Origin of the sequence: Streptomyces sp. NPDC007929 (assembly GCF_042959065.1) — a bacterium.
Taxonomy (GTDB): Bacteria; Actinomycetota; Actinomycetes; order Streptomycetales; family Streptomycetaceae; genus Streptomyces.
Map to the genome: position 1 here is coordinate 101,698 of NZ_JBIBKD010000003.1, position 23,625 is coordinate 125,322.

The following is a 23,625-nucleotide window of genomic DNA, read 5'->3' on the forward strand; positions in this document are numbered from 1 at the left end:
TGCGCACGGGAACAGTCCGGTTCAATGCTTGGCGTGTGACACCGGTGCACTGTCACGGAGGGGGGAGCCGTGAGCAGACGGAACGGCGGGGCGAGTACGGCGGCGGTCTTCGGCGAGGTCCTGCGGCACTTCCGTGAGGCCGCGCTGCTCACGCAGGAGGGTCTGGCCAGGCAGATCCCGTGCGACCGCTCGCACGTGGCGCGGGTCGAGGGCGGTACGAGGGTTCCGCAGGACACGTTCGCCAAGACCTGTGACGAACTATTGGGTACGGGTGGGGTGTTGCTTCGGTTGTGGGGCCGGATCGACTGGTACCAGCAGGTGGAGCATCCGGATTGGTTCCAGCGCAGGGCGCAGATGGACGCGCAGGCGGTCAAGTTGTACGAGTACCAGGAAATGGTGATGCCGGGCTTGCTGCAGACCGCGGGCTATGCACGGGCGTTGCTTTCCCAGAGAGCTAGCGGCGAACTGCTCGAAGAGCGGGTCCGGGCACGTCTGAGTCGACAGCAACGCTTCCTCTCGGGGAGTGGGCCGATGTACGTGGCCGTGTTGGACGAGAGCTGCTTGCGCCCCGTGGGCGATTCCGCCGTGATGCGTGATCAGTACGCGCACCTGCTGAGCCTCGGGCAACGTCCCAATATCCGTATCCAGGTGGCCCCGGCTAACCGGTCAGACCTCATCCGCCCCAGCAGCTCCATGTCGTTGATCACGTTGCCGAACGGCGAACAGTGGGTCTACTCGGAGTCGCTGAGCCACGGCTACTTCAGCAACGATCCGGGAGCCTGGGCTCAACATAGCCAGACCTATGATGTGCTCAGGGCTGACGCTCCGTCTGCCCCGCAATCTGCCGCCTTGATCAGGGAGGCGATGGAAGGGTATGGGCGGGACCATGAACAGTCGCGACCTCGGCGCAATCTCCTGGATCAAGAGCAGCTACAGCGGCAACGACGCTGGCAACTGCATAGAAATAGCCCCCGGCTACCCCGAAACCGTCCCCGTCCGCGACAGCAAGAACCCTGACGGACCGGTCCTGGTCGTCACCCGATACGCCTGGTCGGTGTTCGTCTCCGCCCTGTGAGCGCACCGCTCCGCTGTCGGGGCGCTTCCGCTGGATAGGGTTCGGGCATGACCAATGAGCAGGAGCGCAGCCCGGTGTTCCTGACCCGTGTGCGGGTGGAGAACTACCGTTCCATCGCGTCCTGCGATGTGCCGCTCGGGCCGCTGACCGTCCTGGCCGGGCCGAACGCGGCGGGCAAGTCGAACTTCCTCGACGCCATCCGGTTCGTTCGTGACGCCCTGCGCTCCTCGCCGGGACGGGCCCTGGAGCCCCGAGGCGGTCTTGAGGAGGTGCTGCACCGGGACGTCTCGGGTCGGCAGGCCGACCGCTTCCGTATCGAGCTGAGCCTCAGCGTTCCGGCGTTCGAGGCGACGTACCGCCTGGAGGTCGGCGTACGGCCGGGCGGCGATGACTTCACGCCGGTGTTGCGCAGAGAGGAACTGCTTGTCGACGGGGTTCGGCGAGGGGACTCCTTCCTCCCGGAACTGGCGGGTGAGCATCCGGTCGCGTGGAGGGACGACATCCTGCTGCCGCGGTTGAGCCCGGACGACCGTGAGGGTCGGGAGGTCTTCGCGGGCCTGCTCCACACGCGCTTCTACGAGCTCCTCACGCCCACGCTGCGCGCGGTCGACGACACCCCTCGCCGATCGGGCAGCGGCGGTCCCCTCGGCGAGAACGGGGAGCATCTGGCCCGGGTGCTGAACGCGCTGTCCAGCGGGCATCCCTGGGTCAAGGAGACCCTCGACGGTTATGTCGCCACCATGATCGACAACGCGATGGGGCTGGACGGCGTGGAGGTGCGGGAGGCGGATCTGGCGTTCGTCGTCGGGCGCTTCCTGGGCGCGGACGGGCAGGTCGCCAAGGTGGACCGTCGCGCGCTGTCCGAAGGGACCCTGCGTCTCGCCGGTGTCCTTTCCGCCCTGTTCCAGCCGCTCGCTCTCACGGGCGACATCCCCCTCGTCGCCATCGAGGAACCTGAGATCTCGCTGCATCCGCCGATGCTCGGCGGGCTGTACGACGCCCTGGTCGCCGCCGCACGCAACACCCAGGTCATGGTGACGACGCAGAGCGCGGATCTGCTGGACAACGCCGCCGCCGATCCGGCCCATCTGCTGGTGGCCCGCGACGACGGCAGCGGCACCCTGATCGGCCCGGTCGACGCGGCGGGACGCCGACTCCTGGCGGACGGCGTGCTGACGTTGTCCGAACTCCTGCGCAGCGGAGAACTGCGCCCGGCACTGGCCCCCGCGCCGGGCGGGGAAAAGGAGGCGGACGAGCGGTGAGCGCCCCGTACCCGGTGATCGCCTCCATCGTCGAAGGCCACGGTGAGGAACGAGCCCTCCAAGGGCTGCTGCACCGGCTCGTGCCTCATCTCGTACCCGGCGCGTACGCCGAGATCCAGCGGCCTTTCCGCGTGCCCAGGGACCGGATGCTCCGGCGTGACGTGCTGGAGAGCGCCCTGACCATCGTCACGACGCGCATGCCGTCACCGACGGGCGTCGTGGTTCTGCTCGACGCCGACGACGACTGCGCCGTGCAGGTGGCACAACGCGTGCGCAGCCACGCGGAGGCCACCCACGTGCACGTGCCGGTCGTGGCGGTCGCCGCTGTCCGGGAGTTCGAAGCGTGGTTCCTGGCCGGTGCCGCCGGGCTCGCGGGCAAGGCGGGGCTGCCCGGGGATCTGGCGCCGCCGGCCGAGCCGGAGTCGATCCGTGGTGCCAAGGAGTGGCTCTCCCGGCGGATGCCGCGCGGCTCCACGTACCAGGAGACCGCTCATCAGCCGTCGTTCGCCACGCTCTTCGACCTCGACGCGGCGCGCGCGGCGGCGCCCTCGTTCGACAAGTTCTGCCGTGACGTGCGCTTCCTGCTCACCGGCAAGCGGGAGTGCTGACCGCCCGGGGCGGATGACCTACTGCCCGCTCACCATCTGCAGGATCCGGTTGGCCGCCTCCGCGACCGGCTGTCCTACCGATCCGACGGCCGCGGCGATCGCGGCGACGGCCAGGAGGGCCCGGTGGCGTTCCTGTGGGGGTGCGGCGTCGGCGGCCAGCACCGGCAGGGAGTCGTCGATGAGCTGGGCGCTCGGCTGTGGGAGCTGGTCGCGCAACTCCTGGACCTCGCGGATCAGTTGGGCGAGGGCCAGCCGCAGGGCGGGGTCCGTGTCGCCCGGGGAGCCGTTCTTCACGATGCCCGTGTTGCCGCTGCCGCCGTGCATGGTGACGCTGTCGCCGTAGTGGTAGTTGTTTCCGCTCATGCCGCGATCCCCGTGTTTCCGCTGCCGCCGTACATGTTCACGCTGTCACCGAAGTGGTAGTTCGTGGGCGAGTTGATCGTCAGGCGTTCCACCGTCACCTGGAACTCGGTGTCGGGGTTCTCCAGCGCTCCCGAGACATAGCCCACGAGCCGGTCCAGGTGCTGTGGATCGGGGCTGGTCACCATCGCCGTGGAGGGGCCGGCCGTCTCGACGGCGAGGACGTAGTGCGAGGGGGCCGTGACGACGGAGAGCATCTCCACGAAGAAGTAGATCAGCGCCGCGCCGGAGCAGATCCATACGAAGACGATCAGTCCGCCGCCGCTGGACGACTCACTCTCGTACGGGCCGCTGGAGCTGTTCGCCAGGGAGATCAGGCCGCCGATGATCGACAGGCCGATCCCCACGGCCAGGATGATCAAGGTGCGGGTCAGGAAGCGGAAGACCGCCTCCTTGCGCTTGGGGCGCAGGGTGAAGGTGTACACCCGGGCGATGTTGCGCAGGGGGTAGGCCGCGCCGCCGACCCATAACAGGCGCTTGTGGACGCGGAGTTCCACGTCGGTCATGGCGCGCGGTGGAGTGGCGGGCGGGGGCGGCACGTCGAACTGACCCGGTGGCTGCTGGATCTCCATGGCGTCCTTCTGAAGGCCGGTGGTCACACTGTGAACACCATTGACGACCATGCGTGCACCCGAGGGCAACCTGTTTCCCGAAAGCTTCGCAGGACCCTCAGGACTCGTCGCGCCTCGGATCGTCGTCCTTGTCCTTGTCCTCGCCGAGGGACTTCAGGAAGTCGGGGTTGTCGTCGGGTGCCACCCACTGCCGGGGGCGCTCCGCCACCGGCACCCGCTTCTTGCCGGCGATCAGCCAGGAGATCGACCCGACGAGCGGGAACACCAGGACGAGCAGCGCCCACAGCGGTTTGGGCATGTGGCGGATCTGGTCGTCCTGCGTGCTGATGCAGTCGATGAACGCGTACACGCTGAGTGCCAGCGGCACGAGGAACATCAGTACCCGGAGCATGCGGCCTCTCAGCGAAAGCGGTGGGTGGTTCCAGGCCAGGGTAGCGGCTCGGGGATACTGGACCCCATGGCTTACGACGATCTTCGCTCCCTGCTCAGGGCGCTGGAGCGCGAGGGCGACCTCAAGCGCATCAAGGCCGAGGTGGACCCGTATCTGGAGGTCGGTGAGATCGTCGACCGGGTGCAGAAGTCCGGCGGCCCCGCCCTGCTCTTCGAGAACGTACGCGGGTCGAGCATGCCGCTCGCGATGAACGTGTTCGGCACGGACCGGCGGCTGCTGAAGTCCCTGGGCCTGAAGTCGTACGCCGAGATCACCGAGCGGATCGGCGGGCTGCTGAAGCCCGAGCTGCCGCACGGCTTCGTCGGCGTGCGCGAGGCCTTCGGCAAGCTCGGTGCGATGACCCACGTACCGCCGAAGAGGGTGAAGGACGGCCCCGTGCAGGAGGTCGTCCTGACCGGGGACGACGTCGACCTCGACCAGCTCCCGGCCCTGTTCACCTGGCCGAAGGACGGCGGGTCGTTCTTCAACCTGGGGCTGACCCACACCAAGGACCCGGAGAGCGGCGTCCGCAACCTCGGGCTCTACCGGCTCCAGCGGCACGACAAGCGCACCATCGGCATGCACTGGCAGATCCACAAGGACAGCCGGAACCACTATCAGGTGGCCGCGCGCAGGGGTGAGCGGCTGCCCGTCGCGATCGCGTTCGGGTGTCCGCCCGCCGTGACGTACGCCTCGACCGCCCCGCTGCCCGGGGACATCGACGAGTACCTGTTCGCCGGGTTCCTCGCGGGCAAGCGGATCGAGATGGTCGACTGCAAGACCGTGCCGCTCCAGGTGCCCGCGCAGGCCGAGGTCGTCATCGAGGGCTGGCTGGAGCCGGGCGAGATGCTGCCCGAGGGCCCCTTCGGCGACCACACCGGCTTCTACACCCCGCAGGAGCCCTTCCCCGCGCTGACCATCGACTGCATCACGATGCGCAAGCGGCCCCTGCTCCAGTCGATCGTCGTGGGCAGGCCCCCGACGGAGGACGGGCCGCTGGGCCGCGCGACGGAACGCTTCTTCCTGCCGCTGCTGAAGATCATCGTGCCGGACATCGTGGACTACCACCTGCCCGAGGCCGGCGGCTTCCACAACTGCGCGATCGTCTCGATCGACAAGAAGTACCCCAAGCACGCGCAGAAGGTCATGCACGCGATCTGGGGCGCCCACATGATGTCCCTGACCAAGCTGATCGTGGTCGTCGACTCCGACTGTGACGTGCACGACCTGCACGAGGTCGCCTGGCGGGCGCTGGGCAACACGGACTACGCCCGCGACCTGAGCATCGTCGAGGGCCCCGTCGACCATCTCGACCACGCCTCCTACCAGCAGTTCTGGGGCGGCAAGGCCGGTATCGACGCGACGAGGAAGTGGCCCGAGGAGGGCTACACCCGCGACGGCGGCTGGCCGGACATGGTGGAGTCGGACCCGGAGACGGCGGCGAAGGTGGACCGTCGCTGGAAGGAGTACGGCCTGTGAGTTCCGCTTCCGCCGCGATCCCCCAGCCGGGACGCACCAAGGCGTTCCTGCGGCTGGTGATGATCGAGCACTCGGTCTTCGCGCTGCCCTTCGCCTACATCGCCGCGCTCACCGCGATGTTCCAGTGGGACAAGAACATCCACTGGGGCCGGCTGCTGCTGGTCACCGTCTGCATGGTGGGCCTGCGCACCTTCGCGATGGCGGTCAACCGGATCATCGACCGCGAGATCGACGCGCGCAACCCCCGCACGGCGCAGCGCGAGCTGGTCACGGGCGCGATGTCGGTGAAGCACGCCTGGACGGGCGCCCTGATCGCCCTGGCCGTGTTCCTGACCGCCGCCGCCCTGCTGAACCCGCTGTGCCTGGCCCTGGCCCCCATCGCGGTGATCCCGATGGTGGTCTACCCCTACGGCAAGCGGTTCACGAACTTCCCGCAGGCCATCCTCGGCCTCGCCCAGGCGATGGGCCCGGTCGGCGGCTGGCTGGCGATCTCGGGGGAGTGGTCCTGGGACGCGGTGATCCTCGGACTCGCCGTCGGCATCTGGATCGGCGGCTTCGACCTGATCTACGCCTGCCAGGACGTGGAGACCGACCGCGAGATCGGCGTCATGTCCGTCCCGGCGCGCTTCGGGATCCCGTCGGCGATCTGGGGCGCGCGGGTCTGCCACGCCCTGACCACGGCCCTGTTCGTCTGGTACGCCCTGGCCACCGGCGCCGGCGCGTTCTTCTGGCTGGGCCTGCTGATCGTCGCGGGGGCGTTCCTCTACGAGCACTCGATCGTCCGGCCCCACGACCTCTCCCGCGTCAACCGCGCGTTCTTCAGCGTCAACGGGTTCATCGGTATCGCGCTGTTCGTGTGTGCGCTGCTGGACCTGCTGGTGCGGGGCCTGACCGTCTGATCACGGCGCGCCGAGCGCGGGGTTCGGCTGCGGGCGGCGGCGGAACAGGAACGCCGCCGCCACACCCGCGAGCAGGCCTATGAGGTGGCCCTGCCAGCTGACGCCCGTCTGGGTGGGGGCCAGGCCCGTGAGGATGGAGCCGCCCCAGACCGCGGCGATCAGCACCCCGGCCAGGACCCCCAGGGGCCGGCGCTCGACGAAACCGGTGACCAGGAGGAAGCCGAACAGACCGAAGATCACGCCGGAGGCGCCCGCGGTGTTGGTGTGCGCCGGGGCTATGAGCCAGACGCCCAGGCCGTCCACGACGATGATCAGCGCGCAGACCAGCAGGAACCGGCGCAGCCCCGCGAGCGCGGCGAGGAAGCCGAGGACCAGCAGCGGCACGGTGTTCGCGGCCAGATGGGCGAAGCCGAAGTGGACGAAGGAGGAGGGGACGACATCGACCAGCTCGGAGGGGTCGCGCGGGGTGACACCGAAGCCGTCCAGCGCATGGCCGGTGGCCACGTCCACCACTTCCAGCAGCCACAGCAGCGCCACCCAGGCCAGCATCAGCTTGCCCGCGGCCAGCGCGCGATCGCGCTGTGACCACTCCGCTCGCGGATCCGGCATGGCGACCCCCAGTGCTCGCTCGTCCCCTCCGTGCAACGGCCCGCACCCCTGCACCGGTTCCCACCCTGCGGCGCCGGATAGGCTCGGTGTCGTGAACCCAGTCAAGCCAGGCGAGACGCCGCGTACGCCTTGGATCGTAGGGGTGTCCGGGGCCTCCGGCACCCCGTATGCCGCTGCCGTGCTGAGGGCGCTCCTCGATGCCGGGGAGAGCGTCGATCTCGTGGTGTCCCGGGCCTCCCGGCTCACGCTGCTGGACGAGACCGGGATCTCCTTCCGGGACGCCCACTGGCGGGACGACCTGCGGGAATGGCTGTCCCGGGGCGCCGACGGCAAGCCGGACACCTTCTCGGTCGACATCGACGCCGTGCGGCACTGGAGCGCCGGTGACCTGGCCGCCGGGCCCTCCTCGGGGTCGTACCGCACCAAGGGCATGCTCATCGTGCCCGCCTCGACGGCGAGCGTGGCGGGGGTCGCGCTCGGCCTGTCGAAGGACCTGCTGCAACGGGCGGCGAGCGTGACCCTCAAGGAGGACCGCAAGCTGATCGTGGCCGTGCGCGAGACCCCGCTGAACGGCCAGACCCTGCGGCACCTGGTCACCCTCGACGACGCGGGCGCGACGGTCGTGCCCGCCTCCCCCGCCTTCTACGCGGGCGCGACGCACATCCAGGACCTGGTGGACTTCGTCGCCGGACGCGTACTCGACGCGGCGGGCGTGCCGCACCGGCTCTACCGCCGTTGGCAGGGTGAACTCGGCGGCGGCGCACACCGCGACGGCTGAGCAGCACACGAACCCCATCGGACTTCAACCACAACTTCAGCGGAAGGCTTCGATCGCAATGGACGCGGTGGACAGGCAGCTCATCCAGGCCCTCAGGGAGAACGGCCGGGCCTCCTACGCGGAGCTGGGACGCCTCGTCGGACTGTCGGGACCCAGTGTCACCGACCGCATCAACCGGCTGGAGGCGGCCGGGGTCATCACCGGCTACCGGGCCACCGTCGACGCCGCCTCGCTCGGCCTCGGCGTCACCGCCCTGGTCGGCATCTCGCTCTCCGACGCCACCGACCACGAGGACGTGGCGCAGCGGCTGAAGGACCTCTCGGAGATCGAGGACTGCTGGTTCATCGCCGGCGAGGACTCGTACATGCTCAAGGTGCGCGCGGCCGACGTGGACGGCCTGGAGAAGATGATCAGGCGCCTCAGCGGCACGAAGGGGGTCTCCCGGACGCGTACGACGATCGTGCTCTCCACGAAGTGGGAGAACCGGGTCGGGGAGCTGCCCGAAGAGGAGTAGGCGCGTGGTCGTACGGTTGGGGACGTCTTCGGAGAAAGGTGTGGGCATGGATCTCGGGCTCAAGCGCGAGCTGGAGGAGAAGGTCAGGGCGGGTGTCCGTCTGACCCGTGAGGACGGCATCGCGCTGTACGAGTCGGACGACCTGGCCTGGCTCGGCGGCCTGGCGCACGAGGTGCGCACCCGCAAGAACGGCGACGTCGTGCACTTCAACGTCAACCGTCACCTCAACATGACGAACGTGTGCACGGCCTCCTGCGCGTACTGCTCCTTCCAGCGCAAGCCGGGGGAGAAGGACGCGTACACGATGCGCATCGAGGAGGCCGTCAAGCTCGCGAAGGCGATGGAGTCGGAGAACCTCACCGAGCTGCACATCGTCAACGGGCTGCACCCGAACCTGCCGTGGCGGTACTACCCGCGGTCGCTGCGGGAGCTGAAGGCGGCGCTGCCGGACGTCTCGCTGAAGGCGTTCACGGCCACGGAGATCCACCACTTCGAGACGATCTCGGGGATGAGCGCGTCGGAGATCCTCGACGAGCTCATCGACGCGGGTCTGGAGTCCCTGACGGGCGGCGGTGCGGAGATCTTCGACTGGGAGGTCCGGCAGCACATTGTGGACCACCGGACCCACTGGGAGGACTGGTCCCGCATCCACCGGCTCGCGCACGAGAAGGGTCTGAAGACCCCGTGCACGATGCTGTACGGCCACATCGAGGAGCCGCGCCACCGGGTGGACCATGTGCTGCGGCTGCGTGAGCTGCAGGACGAGACCGGGGGCTTCCAGGTCTTCATCCCGCTGCGGTACCAGCACGACTTCGTCGACATGCAGGACGGCAAGGTCCGCAACCGGCTCCAGGCGCGGACGCAGATGGCGACGGGGGCGGAGGCGCTGAAGACCTTCGCGGTGTCGCGGCTGCTGTTCGACAACGTGCCGCATGTGAAGGTGTTCTGGGTGATGCACGGGGTGCAGACCGCCCAGCTTGCCCTTCAGCATGGTGCGGACGACATGGACGGGTCTGTCGTCGAGTACAAGATCACTCATGACGCGGACAACTACGGCACGCCGAACAAGTTGACGCGTGAGGATCTGCTGGACCTCATTCGTGATGCCGGGTTCCGGCCTGTGGAGCGGAACACCCGGTACGAGATCATTCGGGAGTATGAGGGGGCCGACCCTCAGCGTCGCGAGTCGCCGCAGCCTATGCGGGTTTGATTGCGGCCTCGGGTGCGTGGGGGCTGGTCGCGCCCCCGCGGCGGAGCCGCATATCGGCAGAGTCCCGCGCCCCTGGGTGGGGTACCCGGCCGGCATGGTCGGGACCTCGGCGTCTGAGGATGCCTATACCGCTGAGCCCTTTCTTCCTGAGCGGGGTGGGCTCGTCGCCCTGCGGCGGGCCGCCGCCGGATGCCAGGGCTGTCCCCTGCACCTCGACGCCACGCAGACCGTGTTCGGGGCCGGGAGTGCGGATGCCCGGGTCATGCTCGTGGGGGAGCAGCCCGGGGATCAGGAGGACCGGGAGGGGAAGCCGTTCGTCGGGCCCGCCGGGAAGCTGCTGGACCGGGCCATGGCGGAGGCCGGGATCGATCCGTCCGAGGCCTATGTCACCAACGCCGTGAAGCACTTCAAGTTCACGCGGGCCGAGTCTCGGAAGCGGCGGATCCACAAGGCGCCGACCCTGCGGGAGGCGGCGGCGTGCGGGCCCTGGCTGGCCGCGGAGCTCGCCGTCGTGGAGCCGGAGCTGATCGTGGTGCTGGGGGCCACCGCCGGGAAGGCGCTGCTCGGGTCCTCGTTCCGGGTCACGCAGGTGCGCGGGACCGTGTTGGAGGAGGAGATCCATGGGAGGTCCGAGCGGCTGGTGCCGACCGTGCATCCCTCGTCGGTGCTGCGGTCCGACGACCGGGAGGCCGCGTACCGGGGGCTGGTGTCGGACCTGAAAGTGGCGGCGGACGCACTGTCGTAATAGCTAGAATTCATGCATGCCCCTTACCTTCACGCTCGAACCCGCCGTCACGCCCGAGCTGCGTGACGGTCTGCTCGATCTGTGGACCGATGTCTCCAATGCCGGTGGAGCCGTCGGGTACGTGCCGCCGGTGACGCGGGAGGAGATTCGGCCCGCGTTGGTGCAGCACTTCGCTTCGATGGCGGAGGGGCGGGTCAAGCTGCTCGTCGGGCATGACGAGGAGGAGCGGGTCGCGGCGACCGCGTTCCTGACGTACAACACACACCATCTGATGACGCACTGGCTGTGGCTGTACACGGTGATGGTGCACCCGCGCCACCAGGGCAAGGGCTACGGCCGTGACCTGCTCGGTGCCGCCGCCGACGCGGTCCGGGGCATGGACGGGATCGAGGCGATCCGGCTGACCTGCCGGGGCGGTCTGGGCCTGGAGCGGTTCTACGCGTCCTGCGGCTACAAGGAGGTCGGGCGCATCCCCGGGGCGATCCGGGTGGCGCCGGGGGACGACCGCGACGACGTGATCATGCTGCTGCCGCTGGCCTGACCCGTCCCGACCCCCGTGCAAGATCGGCCGCTCGGCGTGCTTCACTGGACGGTGCCCCTTTGGGTGCGTTCCGACCGTTCGAACCGGAAGAGTGGATTGAGATGCTCCGCTACACGCTGATGCGCCTCGGAGTCTTCGTGGGCTGCCTCGTGGTCGTCTGGGGCGCCGTCTACTCCGGCATCGCCCCGCGCGGCCTCGGCAACAGCAACGGCCTGTGGGTCGTGCTGCTCGCCCTGCTGATCTCCGCGCCGATCAGCTTCGTGGTACTGCGCAAGGAGCGGGACCGGGCGTCCGTCCAGGTCGCTCAGCGCGTCGACCGGATGAAGGCCAACCTGGACGCCAACCGCAGCCAGGAGGACGTGGCCGACGACAGCGCCAGGGCACAGGGGCAGACCTCGTAAGACCTCCCGCACGCGTTCCCAGCGCCCCGTTTCCGTACATGCTCGGAAACGGGGCGCTTTGCGTTGTATGGGTGTGTGTGCGTCGTCACCTGTCAAAGCCAGGCTTTGAGGTGCTCAAAGTTCAGGTGTTAAGGTCGCTGTATGAAGTCAGCAGTCGTGCCCCATTCGCCGCTGAGCGCTCCGCTCGTGGCGCGGCTGCACGTGGATCTCTGTCGGTGCGCGTCCGCTTTCTGTCGTCCCTGACGTAACGCAACACCCCGTCGTCTCCCACGTCAGTTCCCCCCTCGCGTCCCCCAACGGAGTCAGTCCGTGTCCTCATACACGAAGTCCTTCAAGGTGCCCTTCTGGGCCCAGATACTTGCCGGTCTCGTCCTGGGTGTCCTGCTCGGCTGGGTCGCCCGCAACCAGGACGTGTCCTGGCTGGTCACGACACTGGAGAAGGTCGGCGACACCTTCATCGGGCTGCTGAAGCTCGCCGTCGCCCCGCTCGTCTTCTTCGCGATCCTGGTCTCGATCACCAACCTGCGGAAGGTCAACAACGCGGCCCGGCTGGCCTCGCGCACCCTCCTCTGGTTCATGATCACGTCGCTGATCGCGGTCAGCATCGGCCTGATCATCGGCCTGGTCACCAACCCGGGCGCCGGCACCGGCCTCACGCCCAAGGACGGCGCGAAGCCCGAGAGCACCGGCTCCTGGATCGACTTCCTGACCGGCATCATCCCGACCGACGTCATCACGCCGTTCACCGAGCTGAACGTGCTGCAGATCGTCTTCATGGCCGCCGTCGCCGGTATCGCCGCGCTCCAGCTCGGTGAGAAGGCGCAGCCGATCCTCACCCTCAGCGAGTCGGTCCTCAGCCTGCTCCAGAAGGCACTGTGGTGGGTCATCCGGCTCGCCCCGATCGGCACGATCGGCCTCATCGGCTACGCCATCGCCACCTACGGCTGGGACCTGATCGGCAAGTACGCGACGTTCACCGCCGACATCTACGTCGGCTGCCTCATCGTGCTGTTCGGCGTCTACCCGACGCTGCTCGCGACGGTCGCCAAGGTCAACCCGATCCAGTTCTTCAAGGGCGCCTGGCCCGCGATCCAGCTGGCCTTCGTCTCCCGCTCCTCGGTCGGCACCATGCCGCTGACGCAGAAGGTCACCGAGCGGCTCGGCGTGCCGAAGGAGTACGCGTCCTTCGCGGTGCCGTTCGGCGCGACGACCAAGATGGACGGCTGCGCCGCGATCTACCCGGCCATCGCCGCGATCTTCGTCGCCCAGATCTTCGACATCCAGCTGGGCATCGGCGACTACCTGCTGATCGCGTTCGTCTCGGTGGTCGGCTCCGCCGCCACGGCCGGACTGACCGGCGCGACGGTCATGCTGACCCTGACCCTCTCCACCCTCGGCCTGCCGATGGAGGGCGTGGGCCTGCTCCTCGCGATCGACCCGATCCTGGACATGATCCGCACCGCGACCAACGTCGCCGGGCAGGCGCTGATCCCGGTCCTGGTCTCCGCCCGCGAGAACCTCCTCGACCGCGACGCCTACGCCACGGCCGACGGCTCCTCCCTGGAGGACCCGTTCGACCAGGAGCCCCACGACAAGCCGGAGCCGGTCCCCGCGACCGCGTGACGGCGGTCCCTCCGGGTACCGCCTGGACAAGCCGGTCCGCCCGGCGGCGCCCGCCGGCCGTTCCGCTGGACCGGCCCTGACGGTCGGCCGCAGCGGCGGCGCCTGACGGCTGGTCCGCGGGGCCGCGCCTGACGGCTGGGTCCGCGGGGCCGCGCCTGACGGCTGGGTCCGCCGGGCCGCGTCTGACGGCTGGTCCTAGCGGCAGTGCCCGACGGTGGGGTTCCCGCGACTCCACCTGACGGGCCCCCGGGTGCCGCCTGGGCAAGCCGGTCCGCCCGGCGGCGCCCGACGGCTGGTCTGCGGGGCCGCGTCTGACGGCTGGGTTCGCGGGGCCGTGCCTGACGGCTGGTCCTAGTGGCAGTGTCCGACGGTGGGGTTTCCGCGGCTCCACCTGACGGGCCCCCGGGTACCGCCTGGGCAAGCTGGTCCCCACGACTGCGCGCGACGGGCCGGTTCCTCGGGCCGTGACTGACCGTCGGCCCCCTCGGCCGCGCCTGACGTACCGGTCGGTTCCGGTCAGCCATGGGCCCCCTCGGTGGTCCTTCCCCGGTTTCACGGGCGAGGGCCGCCCAGGGGGCCCGTACGCTAAGCGTCATGGGTGCCGTGAAGACGAAGCGGATGCCGCGCGCGGTCCGTGAGCAGCAGATGCTGGACGCCGCCGTGCAGATCTTCGGTCAACGGGGCTACATGGCCGCGTCGATGGACGAGATAGCCGAACTCGCCGGTGTGTCCAAGCCGTTGGTCTACCTCTACCTCAACTCCAAGGAAGACCTCTTCACCGCCTGCATCCGCCGGGAGGCCGGGGCCCTGGTCGAGGCGGTACGGGCCGGGGTCCGCCGCGACCTGCCCGCCGACCGGCAACTGTGGGAAGGCCTCGCCGCGTTCTTCACGCACACCGGCGAGAACCCGGACGCCTGGTCGGTCCTGCACCTCCAGGCGCGCACTCACGGAGAGCCGTTCGCCGCCGAGGTCACCGCGATGCGCGAGGAGATCGTCGCCTTCGTGACGCAGCTGATACTGGCCGGGGCCCGTGAGGCGCACCGCGACCCGGACCTGCCCGAGCGGGAGGTCGCGGGTCTCGCCGAGGCCCTGGTCGGGGCCGCCGAGTCGCTCGCCGCCTGGGCGAACGCCACCCCGGGTGTCACCGCCCGCCAGGCCGCGGCCACGCTGATGAACTTCGCCTGGGCCGGGCTCGGCGACCTCATGGCGGGACGGCCCTGGACGCCCTCGGGCGAGCAGCCGGGCCCGCACGCCGGGTAGACGCCGCACCACGCGGACGTCACACCGGATAGACGTCCCCCGTCACATGGACCCGGTCCCGCCCGCCGCGCAGCTCGAACCGGCCGTCCCGCTGTGTGTACGTCACCTCGCCGGGCAGCAGCACCGGCGCCCTGAACTCCGCGCGCAGATGGCAGCGCTCCGGCACGCCGTGCGCGGCGAGGCAGCGGGCCACGGTCCACATGCCGTGGGCGATGGCCCGGGGGAAGCCGAACAGCCGGGCCGTGAGCGGGTGCAGATGGATCGGGTTGCGGTCCCCGGAGGCGGCCCCGTAGCGGCGTCCGACATCCCCGGCCAGCCGCCAGCGCGCGGCCTCGGGCAGCGGCTTGCGGGCCTCCGCCTCCCGGGGAGCGGCCACCGGGTGGTGGGTGCGGTGCCGGGCCAGGTAGGTGCTGCTGGACTCCCACACCAGGTCCCCGCCGTCGCGCACCTCGGTGACGACGGTGGCCTGTGTGCCGCGCCGGTGGGGGGCCAGTCCCTCGACGTGCACGGAGAGTTCGTACGAGCCGCTCGCGGGCATCCGCGCGTGCCGGGTGACGGTGATCGAGGTGTGGACGAGGCCGAGCAGCGGCAGTGGGAAGCCCCGGCCGCTCATCAGCCGCATGGCCAGGGGGAATCCGAGCACATGCGGATAGGTCACCGGCAGCGCGTCCTCCCCGGTCGGGAACCCGCAGACCCGCTCGTACGCCGCGAGCCGGGCGAGGTCGACGCGCAGGCCGGGCAGGACGAGTCGGGTGCGCGGGAACTCCGCGTCGGGGCCGGGGCGTTTGAAGGGGGAGAGCAGCGCGCCGCGGGCGAGGAGCGGGGCGAGGGAGGGGGACTCGGTGAGGACGAGAGCGGTGGCGGGGTCGGCCATCACGCCCCCAGCAGGCTCTGGCCGCAGACGCGGACGACCTGGCCGTTGACCGCGCCCGAGGCCGGGTGGGCCAGCCAGGCGGTGGTCTCGGCGACGTCGGCCGGGAGGCCGCCCTGGGCGAGGGAGTTCATGCGGCGGCCCGCCTCCCGGATGAACAGCGGGACGGCGGCCGTCATCTTCGTCTCGATGAAGCCGGGCGCGACCGCGTTGACCGTCACGCCGTGCTCCGCGAGCGCGCGCGGCGCGAGGGAGCGGACCAGTCCGACGACGCCCGCCTTGCTCGCCCCGTAGTTGGTCTGACCGGCGTTGCCGGCGATCCCCGCGATCGAGGCGGTGGCGACGATCCGCCCGCCGCGCTTCAGCGTGCCGTCCTTCAGCAGGGCGTCCGTGGTGCGCAGCACACTCGCCAGGTTCACCTCCAGGACCGAGATCCAGCGTTCGGCGGGCATGTTCACCAGGCGCCGGTCGCGGGTGATGCCCGCGTTGTGGATCAGCAGGTCCAGGCCGTCGGGCAGTGCCTCGGCGATCCGGGCGCCCGCGGCGGCGGACGTCATGTCGAGCAGCAGCGCGCTGCCCCCGAGCCGTTCGGCGACCCGCCGGGCGTCCTGCTCGGCCTGTGGCACGTCGAGCACGACGACCCGGGCCCCGTCCCGCGCGAGGGTCTCGGCGACCGCCTCACCGATGCCCCGGGCGGCCCCGGTGACGAGGGCGGTGCGGCCGAACAGGGGGCGGTCGGGGTCGGCGGGGGCCGGCTGCCCGTCGGCGACGGTCAGCTCCCGGTCGGCCGTCTCCTGGTCGGCTCCCACCTCGATCACCTGCCCGCTGACGTACGCCGACTTGGGCGACAGCAGGAAGCGCAGGGTGGACTCCGCGGCGGCGGCGTCCGTGAGCCGGACCAGGTTCACCGTCCTGCCCCGGCCGATCTCCTTGCCGAGGGAGCGGGTGAAGCCCTCCAGGGCCTGCTGGGCCGCGGCCTGATGGTGGTCGGCGGGGTCGAGCGGCGAGCCGAGCACCACGACCCGTCCGCTCGCGGCGACCGGCCGTACGACGGGATGCAGGGCGGCGTGCACCTCGGCCAGGGCCTCGACGTCCCGCACCCCGGTGGCGTCCAGGACGACGGCGGCCGTACGGCCGGAGCGGTCCTGGCCGAGCCCCGTGCGGGCCAGCACCGGAGCCAGGTCGAGGGCGGACCGCCCGGCGGTGAGGTGCAGCAGGCCGCCGTCCAGGGCGGGCCGCTCGGCGGACCAGCGGGCCAGCGGAGCGGGCTGCGGCAGCCCCAGCCGGCGGGTGAGGAAGCGGCCGGGCGCGGTGCCGGTCAAGCGCAGATAGCGGTCGGCCATGGACGACTCCCAGTTCCCGAGGACGGTTTCACCGACGCCTCACTCCTGCTTACTCTGGAGTAAGGTTACCGGAGGTAAGGCTACGTCACGGACGAGGAGCGGGTCGAGATGAGCCGGCGGTTCGCAAGCGGACGGCGGAACGAGCAGATCGAGAGGAGCTGGTCGGGATGAGTCCCCGGCAGCTGTCGCAAGCGGTGCGGCGCGTGGCGGTCGTCGGCGGAGCGCGCATCCCCTTCGCCCGCTCCGACGGCCCCTACGCCACCGCCTCCAACCAGCAGATGCTCACCGCCGCCCTGGACGGCCTCGTCGAGCGGTACGGGCTCCAGGAGCCGGGCGCGGTAGGCGAGTTCGTCGCCGGGGCCGTGCTCAAGCACAGCCGCGACTTCAACCTCGCCCGCGAAACCGTCCTCGGCTCCGCACTCCACCCGCGCACCCCCGCCTACGACATCCAGCAGGCCTGCGGCACCGGCCTCCAGGCCGTCATCGCCGCCGCCAACAAGATCGCCCTCGGCCAGACCGAATCGGCCGTCGCGGGCGGCGCCGACACCGCCAGCGACGCACCCCTCGGAGTCAACGACTCCCTGCGCCGCATCCTCCTCGAAGCCCGCCGGGCGACCTCCGCGGGCGCCCGCCTCAAGGCCCTCGCGAAGGTACGCCCGGGCCATCTCGTCCCCGACATCCCGCGCAACGCCGAGCCGCGCACCGGCCTGTCCATGGGCGAGCACGCGGCCGTCACCGCACGCGCCTGGGGCATCCCGCGCGAGGCGCAGGACGAACTCGCCGCGACGAGTCACCGGCGGCTGGCGGCGGCGTACGAACGCGGCTTCTTCCAGGACCTGGTGGTGCCCTTCCGCGGCCTGGCCCGCGACCAGAACCTGCGCCCCGGCTCGACGGTGGAGAAACTCGCCACCCTCAAGCCGGTGTTCGGGCTCGGCCACCCCGAACCGACCATGACCGCCGGGAACTCCACCCCGCTGACCGACGGCGCCGCGACCGTCCTGCTGGCGAGCGAGGACTGGGCCCGCGAACGCGGCCTGGAACCCTTGGCCTACCTCACCGCGTACGAGACGGCGGCCGTCGACTTCGTGGACGGTGACGTGGCCGATGGCGAGGACGGGCTGCTCATGGCACCCGCGTACGCCGTCCCGCGCATGCTGGAGCGCGCCGGGCTCGGCCTGGACGACTTCGACCTCGTCGAGATCCACGAGGCGTTCGCCTCCCAGGTGCTGGCGACACTCGCGGCCTGGGAGAAGCGGGGCCTGGGCACCGTGAACCGCGCCCGGCTGAACGTTGCCGGATCCTCCCTCGCCACCGGCCACCCCTTCGCCGCCACCGGCGCCCGGATCGTCGCCACCCTGGCGGCGCTCCTCGCCGAGCGGGACGCGCCCGCCCGGGGCCTGATCTCCGTCTGCGCGGCGGGCGGACAGGGGGTGACGGCGATCCTGGAGCGCGCCTGAGAGCGACGGACCGAGCAGCGCAGGTGCGGAACCTGAAGGATGCTCACGTAACCCCCGAGATTGCACAGGCCCGGCTCCGGATCATCCCCGGACCCGCACAGACCCGCCACGCACGCGCCGTACGATCCCGTTTCCTACCGTCAGTAACCCCTTCAGGACCTCTCCGGGGGAATCGAGCCGGTTGAGCGCCTCGGCGTGCGAGGCACGTACGTCATGCAGCAAGCAGTTTCCTCGCTGCACGCCCCAGGAGTCGCCTGTGTCCACTGCGTATCCCTCCTCCGCCTCCGGCGACGCGTACGACGGCGCATACGGCGGACCGGTGCTCGTCGAGCCCGAGGTACGGCGGCTGGACGGGGCGGTGCGGGAGGTCTCCGTACCGCCGCTGGCCGCGCCCTGGACCCACGGGTCGCTCGCCGACCTGCCGTTCGACAACGCGAGCGCGAACCCGGGCGCCGCGGCCCTCAGCCGCAAGGACGCCGACGGCCGCTGGAGCGACGTCACGGCTGCGCACTTCGCCGACCAGGTACGGGCCGTGGCCAAGGGCCTGATCGCCGAGGGCCTGATGCCGGGCGACCGGATCGCCGTGATGGCCCGCACCATCTACGAGTGGACCGTCCTGGACTTCGCCGCCTGGGCGGCCGGACTGGTCACCGTCCCCGTCTACCCCACCTCCTCCGTCTTCCAGGCCCGCTGGATCCTCCAGGACTCCGGCGCGGTCGCCCTGGTCACCGAGACCGCCGCACAGGCCGCCGCCCTCGGCCCGGAGCGCGAGCGGCTGCCCGACCTCCAGCACCTGTGGATCGTCGAGAAGGGCCACGTGGACCGGCTCGCCGAGGCCGGGGCGCACCTGCCCGACCAGGAGGTCGAGATACGGCGCGCCATGCTCGGCCCCGACACCCTCGCCACCCTCGTCTACACCTCGGGCACCACGGGCCGCCCCAAGGGCTGCGCCCTCAGCCACGGCAACTTCTTCGCCGAGGTCGACAACGCCATCGAGCTGCTCTACCCCGTCTTCCGGGTCAAGACCAGCGAAGAGGCCTCCGTCCTGCTGTTCCTGCCGATGTCCCACGTCTTCGGCCGCATGGTGGCCATCGCCTGCGTCCGGGCCCGCGTCCGGCTGGGCCACGCGCCCAGCATCAACGCCGAAGACCTGCTGCCCGACCTCGCCGGCTTCCGGCCGACCTGTCTGCTGGCCATCCCGTACATGCTGGAGAAGGTCTTCAACTCCGCCCGCGCCAAGGCCGAGTCGGGCGGCCGGGTCTCCTCCTTCGACCGCGCGGTGTCGGTCGCGCAGCGCTACGGAGAGGCCCTGGAGGCCCGGCAGACCGGCACCGGCCCCTCCCGCGCCCTGAAGACCGCCCGCGCCTTCTACGACCCGCTGGTCTACCGCCGCATCCGCAACGCCATGGGCGGCCGGGTCCGCTACGCCATCTGCGGCGGCTCCCCCCTCGGCCGCCGCCTCGCCGCGTTCTACGCCGGGGCCGGCATCGAGATCTTCGAGGGCTACGGCCTCACCGAGACCACCGGCGCGAGCACCGTCACCCCGCCCCTCAAACCCCGCCTGGGCACCGTCGGCTGGCCGCTGCCCGGCACCCGCGTCCGCATCGCCGCCGACGGCGAGATCCTGGTCGGCGGCGACCATGTGCTGCGCGGCTACTGGGACCCGCTGGCCGGGGGCGTCGTCCCCGCCGCCCCCGACGGCTGGCTCGCCACCGGCGACCTCGGGGAACTCGACGACGAGGGCTATCTGACGATCACCGGCCGCAAGAAGGAACTCATCATCACCGCGGGCGGCAAGTCCGTCGCCCCGGCCCCGCTGGAGAACTGGCTGCGCTCGCACCCGCTGATCTCCCAGTGCCTCGTCCTCGGCGACGGCCGCCCGTTCGTCTCGGCGCTGATCACCCTCGACCCGGACGGCGTCACCCACTGGCGCCAGATGAACGGCAAACACCCCGTGCCCCCCACACTCCTCGTCGACGACGAGGAACTGCGCGCCGTCCTGCAACGCGCCGTCGACGAGGCCAACAAGATGGTCTCCCGCCCGGAGTCCATCCGCCGCTTCGCCGTCCTGCCCGTGGACTTCACCGAGGAGGCGGGCCAACTGACCCCGTCGATGAAGCTCCGCCGGGAGGCCGTGCTGCGCGCCTTCGCCACGGAAGTGGAGGGGCTGTACACGAGGTGAGGCACATGGCGGGCCCGCAGACGGCGTGAGACACATGGCGGGCCTGTATACGACGTGCGGCACATTTGCCATGTCTTCACACGTGGTTCTTGACGACACACCGCGTCTGCACGTTGGCTTTCGACCACCTCGTCACGATGCTCCCCCCATCGGAAGGCACCACCAGTGATAGCGCGCAACCCCCGTCAGGCCGCCCTGCGGCGCATCTCCGTGGCCCTGGCGGTCTCGATATCGGCCCTGTCCCTCGCCGCGTGCGGCGACGGCGGGAGTGACGACTCCGCCGTTAAGAAGGGCAACGACATCACGGTGGGCCTGCTGCTGCCGGACCGGGACACGGCACGCTTCGAGAAGTTCGACTACCCGCTGATCAAGCAGGAGGTCGCGGACCTCACGGAGAACCAGGGCACGGTCCGCTACGCCAACGCCGAGGCCAGCGTCACCAGACAGAGCGAGCAGTTCCAGAAGATGATCGCCGACAAGGTGGACGTCATCCTCGTGGACGCCCTCAACTCCAAGACCATCGCCAAGGACGTCCAGAAGGCCAAGGCCGCCGGTATCCCGGTCATCGCCTACGACAGGCTCGCCGAGGGCCCGATCGACGCCTACGTCTCCCACGACAACGAACTCGTCGGCCAGGTCCAGGGCCGCGCCATCCTCGGAGAGCTCGGCGACAACGCCGAGAAGAGCAAGGTCGTCATGATGAACGGCGACCCCGGCGACCCGAACACCGCCCGCTTCAAGGACGGCGCGCTCAGCGAGCTCCAGGGCCAGGTGAACATCGTCAAGGAGTACGACACCAAGGAGTGGAAGCCCTCGGCGGCCAAGGCCAACATGAAGAAGGCGATCCAGGCCGTCGGGCTGAACAACATCGCCGCCGTCTACTCGGCCAACGACGGCATGGCCGGCGCCGTCATCGAGGCCATGCGGGAGGCCGGGGCCACCAAGATGCCGCCGGTGACCGGCCAGGACGCCAACCTCGACGCGGTGCAGCGGGTCGTCTCCGGCGAGCAGTACATGACCGTGTACAAGTCCTTCCTGCTGGAGGCGACGAACGCCGCGAAGATCGCGGTGGCCAAGGTGCAGGGCCGCTCGATCGAGTTCGCGGCACTGACCCGGCAGACGGTCGACAGCCCCACGCAGAAGAACATCCCGGCGATGCTGGTCACGGTGGTCGCCCTCACCAAGGACAACATCAAGGACACGGTGATCACGGACGGCGTGTACACCGTGAAGGACATCTGCACAGCCGAGTACAAGGCGGACTGCGCGGCCATCGGGCTCGACTAGCGCCCCGGGGGCGGTCGCCGTCCGGGGGCGGGTTCCCTTCCGTGCCGGCGGCCGCGGGCTGTCGGCGGCTGCGGCTGTCGGTGGCCGGGGGCGCGGTTCCCCGCGCCGCCGAGAAGGGCGTCGCCGCACGGGTCTTGACTTCGCAAGACCCCCGCGCGACATTCCCCACCCCCTTTCGCGTTCTCGGCGGGCTGGAGCGGCCATGACCACACGCACGGACACCGCGGGCACTGCCACGGCCCCGACCCGAAGACGTCTGCTGGCCGGGGCCGCCGGTGCCGGTCTCGCCGTCGCGACGGGCGTCCAACAGGGCGCCCGGGCCGCCGACTTACCCCCGCTCGGCACGTACGACGTCGTCGTCATCGGCTCCGGCGCCGCCGGTATGACCGCCGCGCTGACGGCCGCGCGGCAGGGCCTTGCTTGCGTCGTCGTGGAGAAGGCACCGACCTTCGGCGGCTCGGCCGCCCGCTCGGGTGCCGGGATCTGGATCCCCAACAACTCCGTGCTCCTCGCGGCGGGCGTCCCCGACACCCCCGCGAAGGCCGCCGCCTACCTCGCCGCCGTGGTCGGCCCGGACGTCCCCGCCGACCGGCAGCGCGCCTTCCTCACCCACGGCCCCGCCACGATCTCCCTCGTCCTGGCGAACAGCCCCCTGCGGTTCCGCTGGATGGAGGGCTACAGCGACTACTACCCGGAACTCCCCGGCGGCCTGCCGGGCGGCCGCTCCATCGAGCCCGACCAGTTCGACGGCAACCTCCTGGGCCCCGAACTGGCTCACTTGAACCCGCCGTACATGGAAGTCCCCGCCGGCATGGTCGTCTTCAGCGCCGACTACAAGTGGGTCGCCCTGGCCGCCGTGAACGCCCGGGGCGCCGCCGTCGCCGCCCAGTGCCTCGCCCGCGGCGTGAAGGCGGCGGCGCTCGGCCAGAAGCCCCTGACGATGGGCCAGGCGCTCGCGGCCGGCCTGCGCGCGGGCCTGCGCTCGGCCGGGGTCCCGGTCTGGCTGAACACGCCCCTGACCGACCTGTACGTCGAGAACGGCACGGTGACCGGAGCCGTCGTCACCCGCGACGGCGCCCCCGGTCTGGTCCGCGCCCGCCGGGGCGTGATCGTCGGCTCGGGCGGCTTCGAGCACAACGCCGCGATGCGGGAACGCTTCCAGCGCCAGCCCATCGGCACGGACTGGACCGTCGGGGCGAAGGAGAACACCGGCGACGGCATCCGCGCGGGGGAGCGGCTGGGCGCGGCGCTCGACCTGATGGACGACGCCTGGTGGGGCCCGGCGATCCCGGTCCCCGGACAGCCCTACTTCTGCCTCGCCGAACGCACCCTGCCCGGCGGGCTGCTGGTCAACGGCGCGGGCCGCCGCTTCGTCAACGAGGCCGCGCCCTACAGCGACGTCGTGCACACCATGTACGACGAGCAGGGGGCCATCCCGTCCTGGCTGATCGTCGACCAGAACTACCGCAACCGGTACCTCTTCAAGGACGTCCTGCCGACCCTGCCCTTCCCCGACGCCTGGTACGACTCCGGGGCCGCGCACAAGGAGTGGACCCTTGACGCCCTGGCGGCTTCGATCGGCGTGCCCGCCGCGGCCCTGCGCAGCAGCGTCAACCGCTTCAACGCCCAGGCGCGCCGGGGCGAGGACCCCGACTTCCACCGCGGCGACAGCGCCTACGACCACTACTACACGGACCCCTCGGTCCTCCCCAACTCCTGTCTGGCGCCCCTCTGGCTGCCCCCGTACCACGCCTTCCGCATCGTCCCCGGCGACCTCGGCACCAAGGGCGGCCTGCGCACGGACGCCCGGGCCCGGGTGCTGCGCGAGGACGGCTCGGTGATCCCGGGCCTGTACGCCGCGGGGAACGCCAGCGCGGCCGTGATGGGGCACAGCTACGCGGGCGCGGGCTCCACGATCGGCCCGGCGATGACGTTCGGGTACATCGCGGCCCGGGACATCGCGGGGATGCTGTAGGGCTGACGGTGCCCGGACGGCTGAGCGTGCGCCGGCCGTGGTGCGCCTGGGGGCATCCGCGGCCGGTCACGGGGCCACCCGGGG

At 70.8% G+C, this 23,625-nt stretch carries 25 protein-coding genes; 19 read left to right on the plus strand and 6 right to left on the minus strand.

The window, feature by feature from the left end; all coding sequences use genetic code 11:
• Nucleotides 1-69 precede the first annotated feature (69 nt).
• From ACFZDE_RS10015 to ACFZDE_RS10030, 4 genes are read left to right on the plus strand one after another with little or no spacing between them, the layout of a single operon-like run.
• Nucleotides 70-1,017 (plus strand): Scr1 family TA system antitoxin-like transcriptional regulator, encoded by a 948-nt coding sequence (locus tag ACFZDE_RS10015; protein WP_391199134.1) that lies wholly within the window; start codon nt 70-72, stop codon nt 1,015-1,017.
• Nucleotides 965-1,075 (plus strand): DUF397 domain-containing protein, encoded by a 111-nt coding sequence (locus tag ACFZDE_RS10020; protein ID WP_391199885.1) that lies wholly within the window; start codon nt 965-967, stop codon nt 1,073-1,075. The genes ACFZDE_RS10015 and ACFZDE_RS10020 overlap by 53 nt, the downstream gene beginning before the upstream one ends.
• Nucleotides 1,076-1,122: 47 nt before the next feature.
• A complete protein-coding gene (locus ACFZDE_RS10025) occupies nt 1,123-2,337 on the plus strand; it encodes an AAA family ATPase (protein WP_391199137.1) in 1,215 nt (404 codons plus the stop codon).
• Nucleotides 2,334-2,945, plus strand: a complete 612-nt coding sequence (locus ACFZDE_RS10030) for a DUF4276 family protein (RefSeq protein ID WP_391199138.1) — start codon at nt 2,334-2,336, stop codon at nt 2,943-2,945. Before ACFZDE_RS10025 ends, ACFZDE_RS10030 begins: the two co-directional genes overlap by 4 nt.
• Nucleotides 2,946-2,963: 18 nt before the next feature.
• Here the strand turns inward: ACFZDE_RS10030 and ACFZDE_RS10035 are convergent, their stop codons facing one another.
• From ACFZDE_RS10035 to ACFZDE_RS10045, 3 genes are all read right to left on the minus strand, one after another.
• A complete protein-coding gene (locus ACFZDE_RS10035) occupies nt 2,964-3,308 on the minus strand; it encodes a hypothetical protein (protein ID WP_390992659.1) in 345 nt (114 codons plus the stop codon).
• A complete protein-coding gene (locus ACFZDE_RS10040; protein WP_391199141.1) occupies nt 3,305-3,964 on the minus strand; it encodes a DUF6232 family protein in 660 nt (219 codons plus the stop codon). Before ACFZDE_RS10040 ends, ACFZDE_RS10035 begins: the two co-directional genes overlap by 4 nt.
• A 70-nt stretch (nt 3,965-4,034) precedes the next feature.
• On the minus strand, nt 4,035-4,328 hold the full coding sequence (locus ACFZDE_RS10045; protein WP_390992665.1) for a PLDc N-terminal domain-containing protein: 294 nt from the start codon (nt 4,326-4,328) through the stop codon (nt 4,035-4,037).
• A 66-nt stretch (nt 4,329-4,394) separates the two neighbouring features.
• Between ACFZDE_RS10045 and ACFZDE_RS10050 the strand changes: the two genes are divergently transcribed.
• Together ACFZDE_RS10050 and mqnP are read left to right on the plus strand one after the other, a co-directional pair.
• Complete coding sequence (locus tag ACFZDE_RS10050) at nt 4,395-5,846, plus strand: menaquinone biosynthesis decarboxylase (protein ID WP_391199143.1); 1,452 nt, start codon at nt 4,395-4,397, stop codon at nt 5,844-5,846.
• Nucleotides 5,843-6,745, plus strand: coding sequence for a menaquinone biosynthesis prenyltransferase MqnP (gene mqnP, locus ACFZDE_RS10055; protein WP_190901796.1), 903 nt, complete (start codon nt 5,843-5,845; stop codon nt 6,743-6,745). The genes ACFZDE_RS10050 and mqnP overlap by 4 nt, the downstream gene beginning before the upstream one ends.
• Here the strand turns inward: mqnP and ACFZDE_RS10060 are convergent, their stop codons facing one another.
• Complete coding sequence (locus tag ACFZDE_RS10060) at nt 6,746-7,354, minus strand: rhomboid family intramembrane serine protease (RefSeq protein WP_391199145.1); 609 nt, start codon at nt 7,352-7,354, stop codon at nt 6,746-6,748.
• Nucleotides 7,355-7,445: 91 nt separating this feature from the next.
• Here ACFZDE_RS10060 and ACFZDE_RS10065 point away from each other — a divergent pair, with 91 nt between their 5' ends.
• The 9 genes from ACFZDE_RS10065 to ACFZDE_RS10105 all read left to right on the plus strand — a co-directional run bounded on the left by ACFZDE_RS10065 (nt 7,446) and on the right by ACFZDE_RS10105 (nt 14,426).
• The gene (locus tag ACFZDE_RS10065; protein WP_391199147.1) at nt 7,446-8,132 is read left to right on the plus strand and encodes a UbiX family flavin prenyltransferase; all 687 of its coding nucleotides are present in this window, start codon (nt 7,446-7,448) and stop codon (nt 8,130-8,132) included.
• A gap of 58 nt (nt 8,133-8,190) precedes the next feature.
• A complete protein-coding gene (locus tag ACFZDE_RS10070) occupies nt 8,191-8,646 on the plus strand; it encodes an Lrp/AsnC family transcriptional regulator (protein WP_030840157.1) in 456 nt (151 codons plus the stop codon).
• Between the two features lie 46 nt (nt 8,647-8,692).
• On the plus strand, nt 8,693-9,856 hold the full coding sequence (gene mqnE, locus ACFZDE_RS10075; RefSeq protein WP_390992675.1) for an aminofutalosine synthase MqnE: 1,164 nt from the start codon (nt 8,693-8,695) through the stop codon (nt 9,854-9,856).
• Nucleotides 9,857-9,950: 94 nt separating this feature from the next.
• On the plus strand, nt 9,951-10,601 hold the full coding sequence (locus ACFZDE_RS10080; protein WP_391199148.1) for a UdgX family uracil-DNA binding protein: 651 nt from the start codon (nt 9,951-9,953) through the stop codon (nt 10,599-10,601).
• A 16-nt stretch (nt 10,602-10,617) separates the two neighbouring features.
• Nucleotides 10,618-11,142 (plus strand): GNAT family N-acetyltransferase, encoded by a 525-nt coding sequence (locus tag ACFZDE_RS10085; protein ID WP_390992681.1) that lies wholly within the window; start codon nt 10,618-10,620, stop codon nt 11,140-11,142.
• A gap of 101 nt (nt 11,143-11,243) precedes the next feature.
• The gene (locus ACFZDE_RS10090) at nt 11,244-11,543 is read left to right on the plus strand and encodes a DUF4229 domain-containing protein (RefSeq protein ID WP_266455966.1); all 300 of its coding nucleotides are present in this window, start codon (nt 11,244-11,246) and stop codon (nt 11,541-11,543) included.
• 141 nt (nt 11,544-11,684) lie between these two features.
• A complete protein-coding gene (locus ACFZDE_RS10095) occupies nt 11,685-11,786 on the plus strand; it encodes a putative leader peptide (RefSeq protein ID WP_311241034.1) in 102 nt (33 codons plus the stop codon).
• Between the two features lie 66 nt (nt 11,787-11,852).
• Nucleotides 11,853-13,166, plus strand: coding sequence for a cation:dicarboxylate symporter family transporter (locus tag ACFZDE_RS10100; protein ID WP_390992685.1), 1,314 nt, complete (start codon nt 11,853-11,855; stop codon nt 13,164-13,166).
• Nucleotides 13,167-13,760: 594 nt separating this feature from the next.
• Complete coding sequence (locus ACFZDE_RS10105; RefSeq protein ID WP_391199150.1) at nt 13,761-14,426, plus strand: TetR family transcriptional regulator; 666 nt, start codon at nt 13,761-13,763, stop codon at nt 14,424-14,426.
• Between the two features lie 19 nt (nt 14,427-14,445).
• On the opposite strand, the gene ACFZDE_RS10110 is transcribed toward ACFZDE_RS10105, so the two are convergent.
• Complete coding sequence (locus ACFZDE_RS10110; RefSeq protein WP_391199152.1) at nt 14,446-15,300, minus strand: MaoC/PaaZ C-terminal domain-containing protein; 855 nt, start codon at nt 15,298-15,300, stop codon at nt 14,446-14,448.
• A complete protein-coding gene (locus tag ACFZDE_RS10115; protein WP_391199155.1) occupies nt 15,300-16,640 on the minus strand; it encodes a 3-oxoacyl-ACP reductase in 1,341 nt (446 codons plus the stop codon). Before ACFZDE_RS10115 ends, ACFZDE_RS10110 begins: the two co-directional genes overlap by 1 nt.
• Nucleotides 16,641-16,807: 167 nt before the next feature.
• Here ACFZDE_RS10115 and ACFZDE_RS10120 point away from each other — a divergent pair, with 167 nt between their 5' ends.
• The 4 genes from ACFZDE_RS10120 to kstD all read left to right on the plus strand — a co-directional run bounded on the left by ACFZDE_RS10120 (nt 16,808) and on the right by kstD (nt 23,541).
• Nucleotides 16,808-18,097 carry an acetyl-CoA C-acetyltransferase gene (locus ACFZDE_RS10120; RefSeq protein WP_391199157.1) on the plus strand — a complete coding sequence of 430 codons (1,290 nt, stop codon included), beginning with the start codon at nt 16,808-16,810 and terminating at the stop codon, nt 18,095-18,097.
• A 256-nt stretch (nt 18,098-18,353) separates the two neighbouring features.
• Nucleotides 18,354-20,279, plus strand: coding sequence for an AMP-binding protein (locus ACFZDE_RS10125; protein WP_391199160.1), 1,926 nt, complete (start codon nt 18,354-18,356; stop codon nt 20,277-20,279).
• A gap of 165 nt (nt 20,280-20,444) precedes the next feature.
• A complete protein-coding gene (locus ACFZDE_RS10130) occupies nt 20,445-21,566 on the plus strand; it encodes a substrate-binding domain-containing protein (RefSeq protein ID WP_391199162.1) in 1,122 nt (373 codons plus the stop codon).
• Nucleotides 21,567-21,768: 202 nt separating this feature from the next.
• Nucleotides 21,769-23,541: a 3-oxosteroid 1-dehydrogenase gene (gene kstD / locus ACFZDE_RS10135; RefSeq protein WP_391199166.1), complete on the plus strand. Its 1,773-nt coding sequence runs from the start codon at nt 21,769-21,771 to the stop codon at nt 23,539-23,541.
• Nucleotides 23,542-23,625 lie beyond the last annotated feature (84 nt).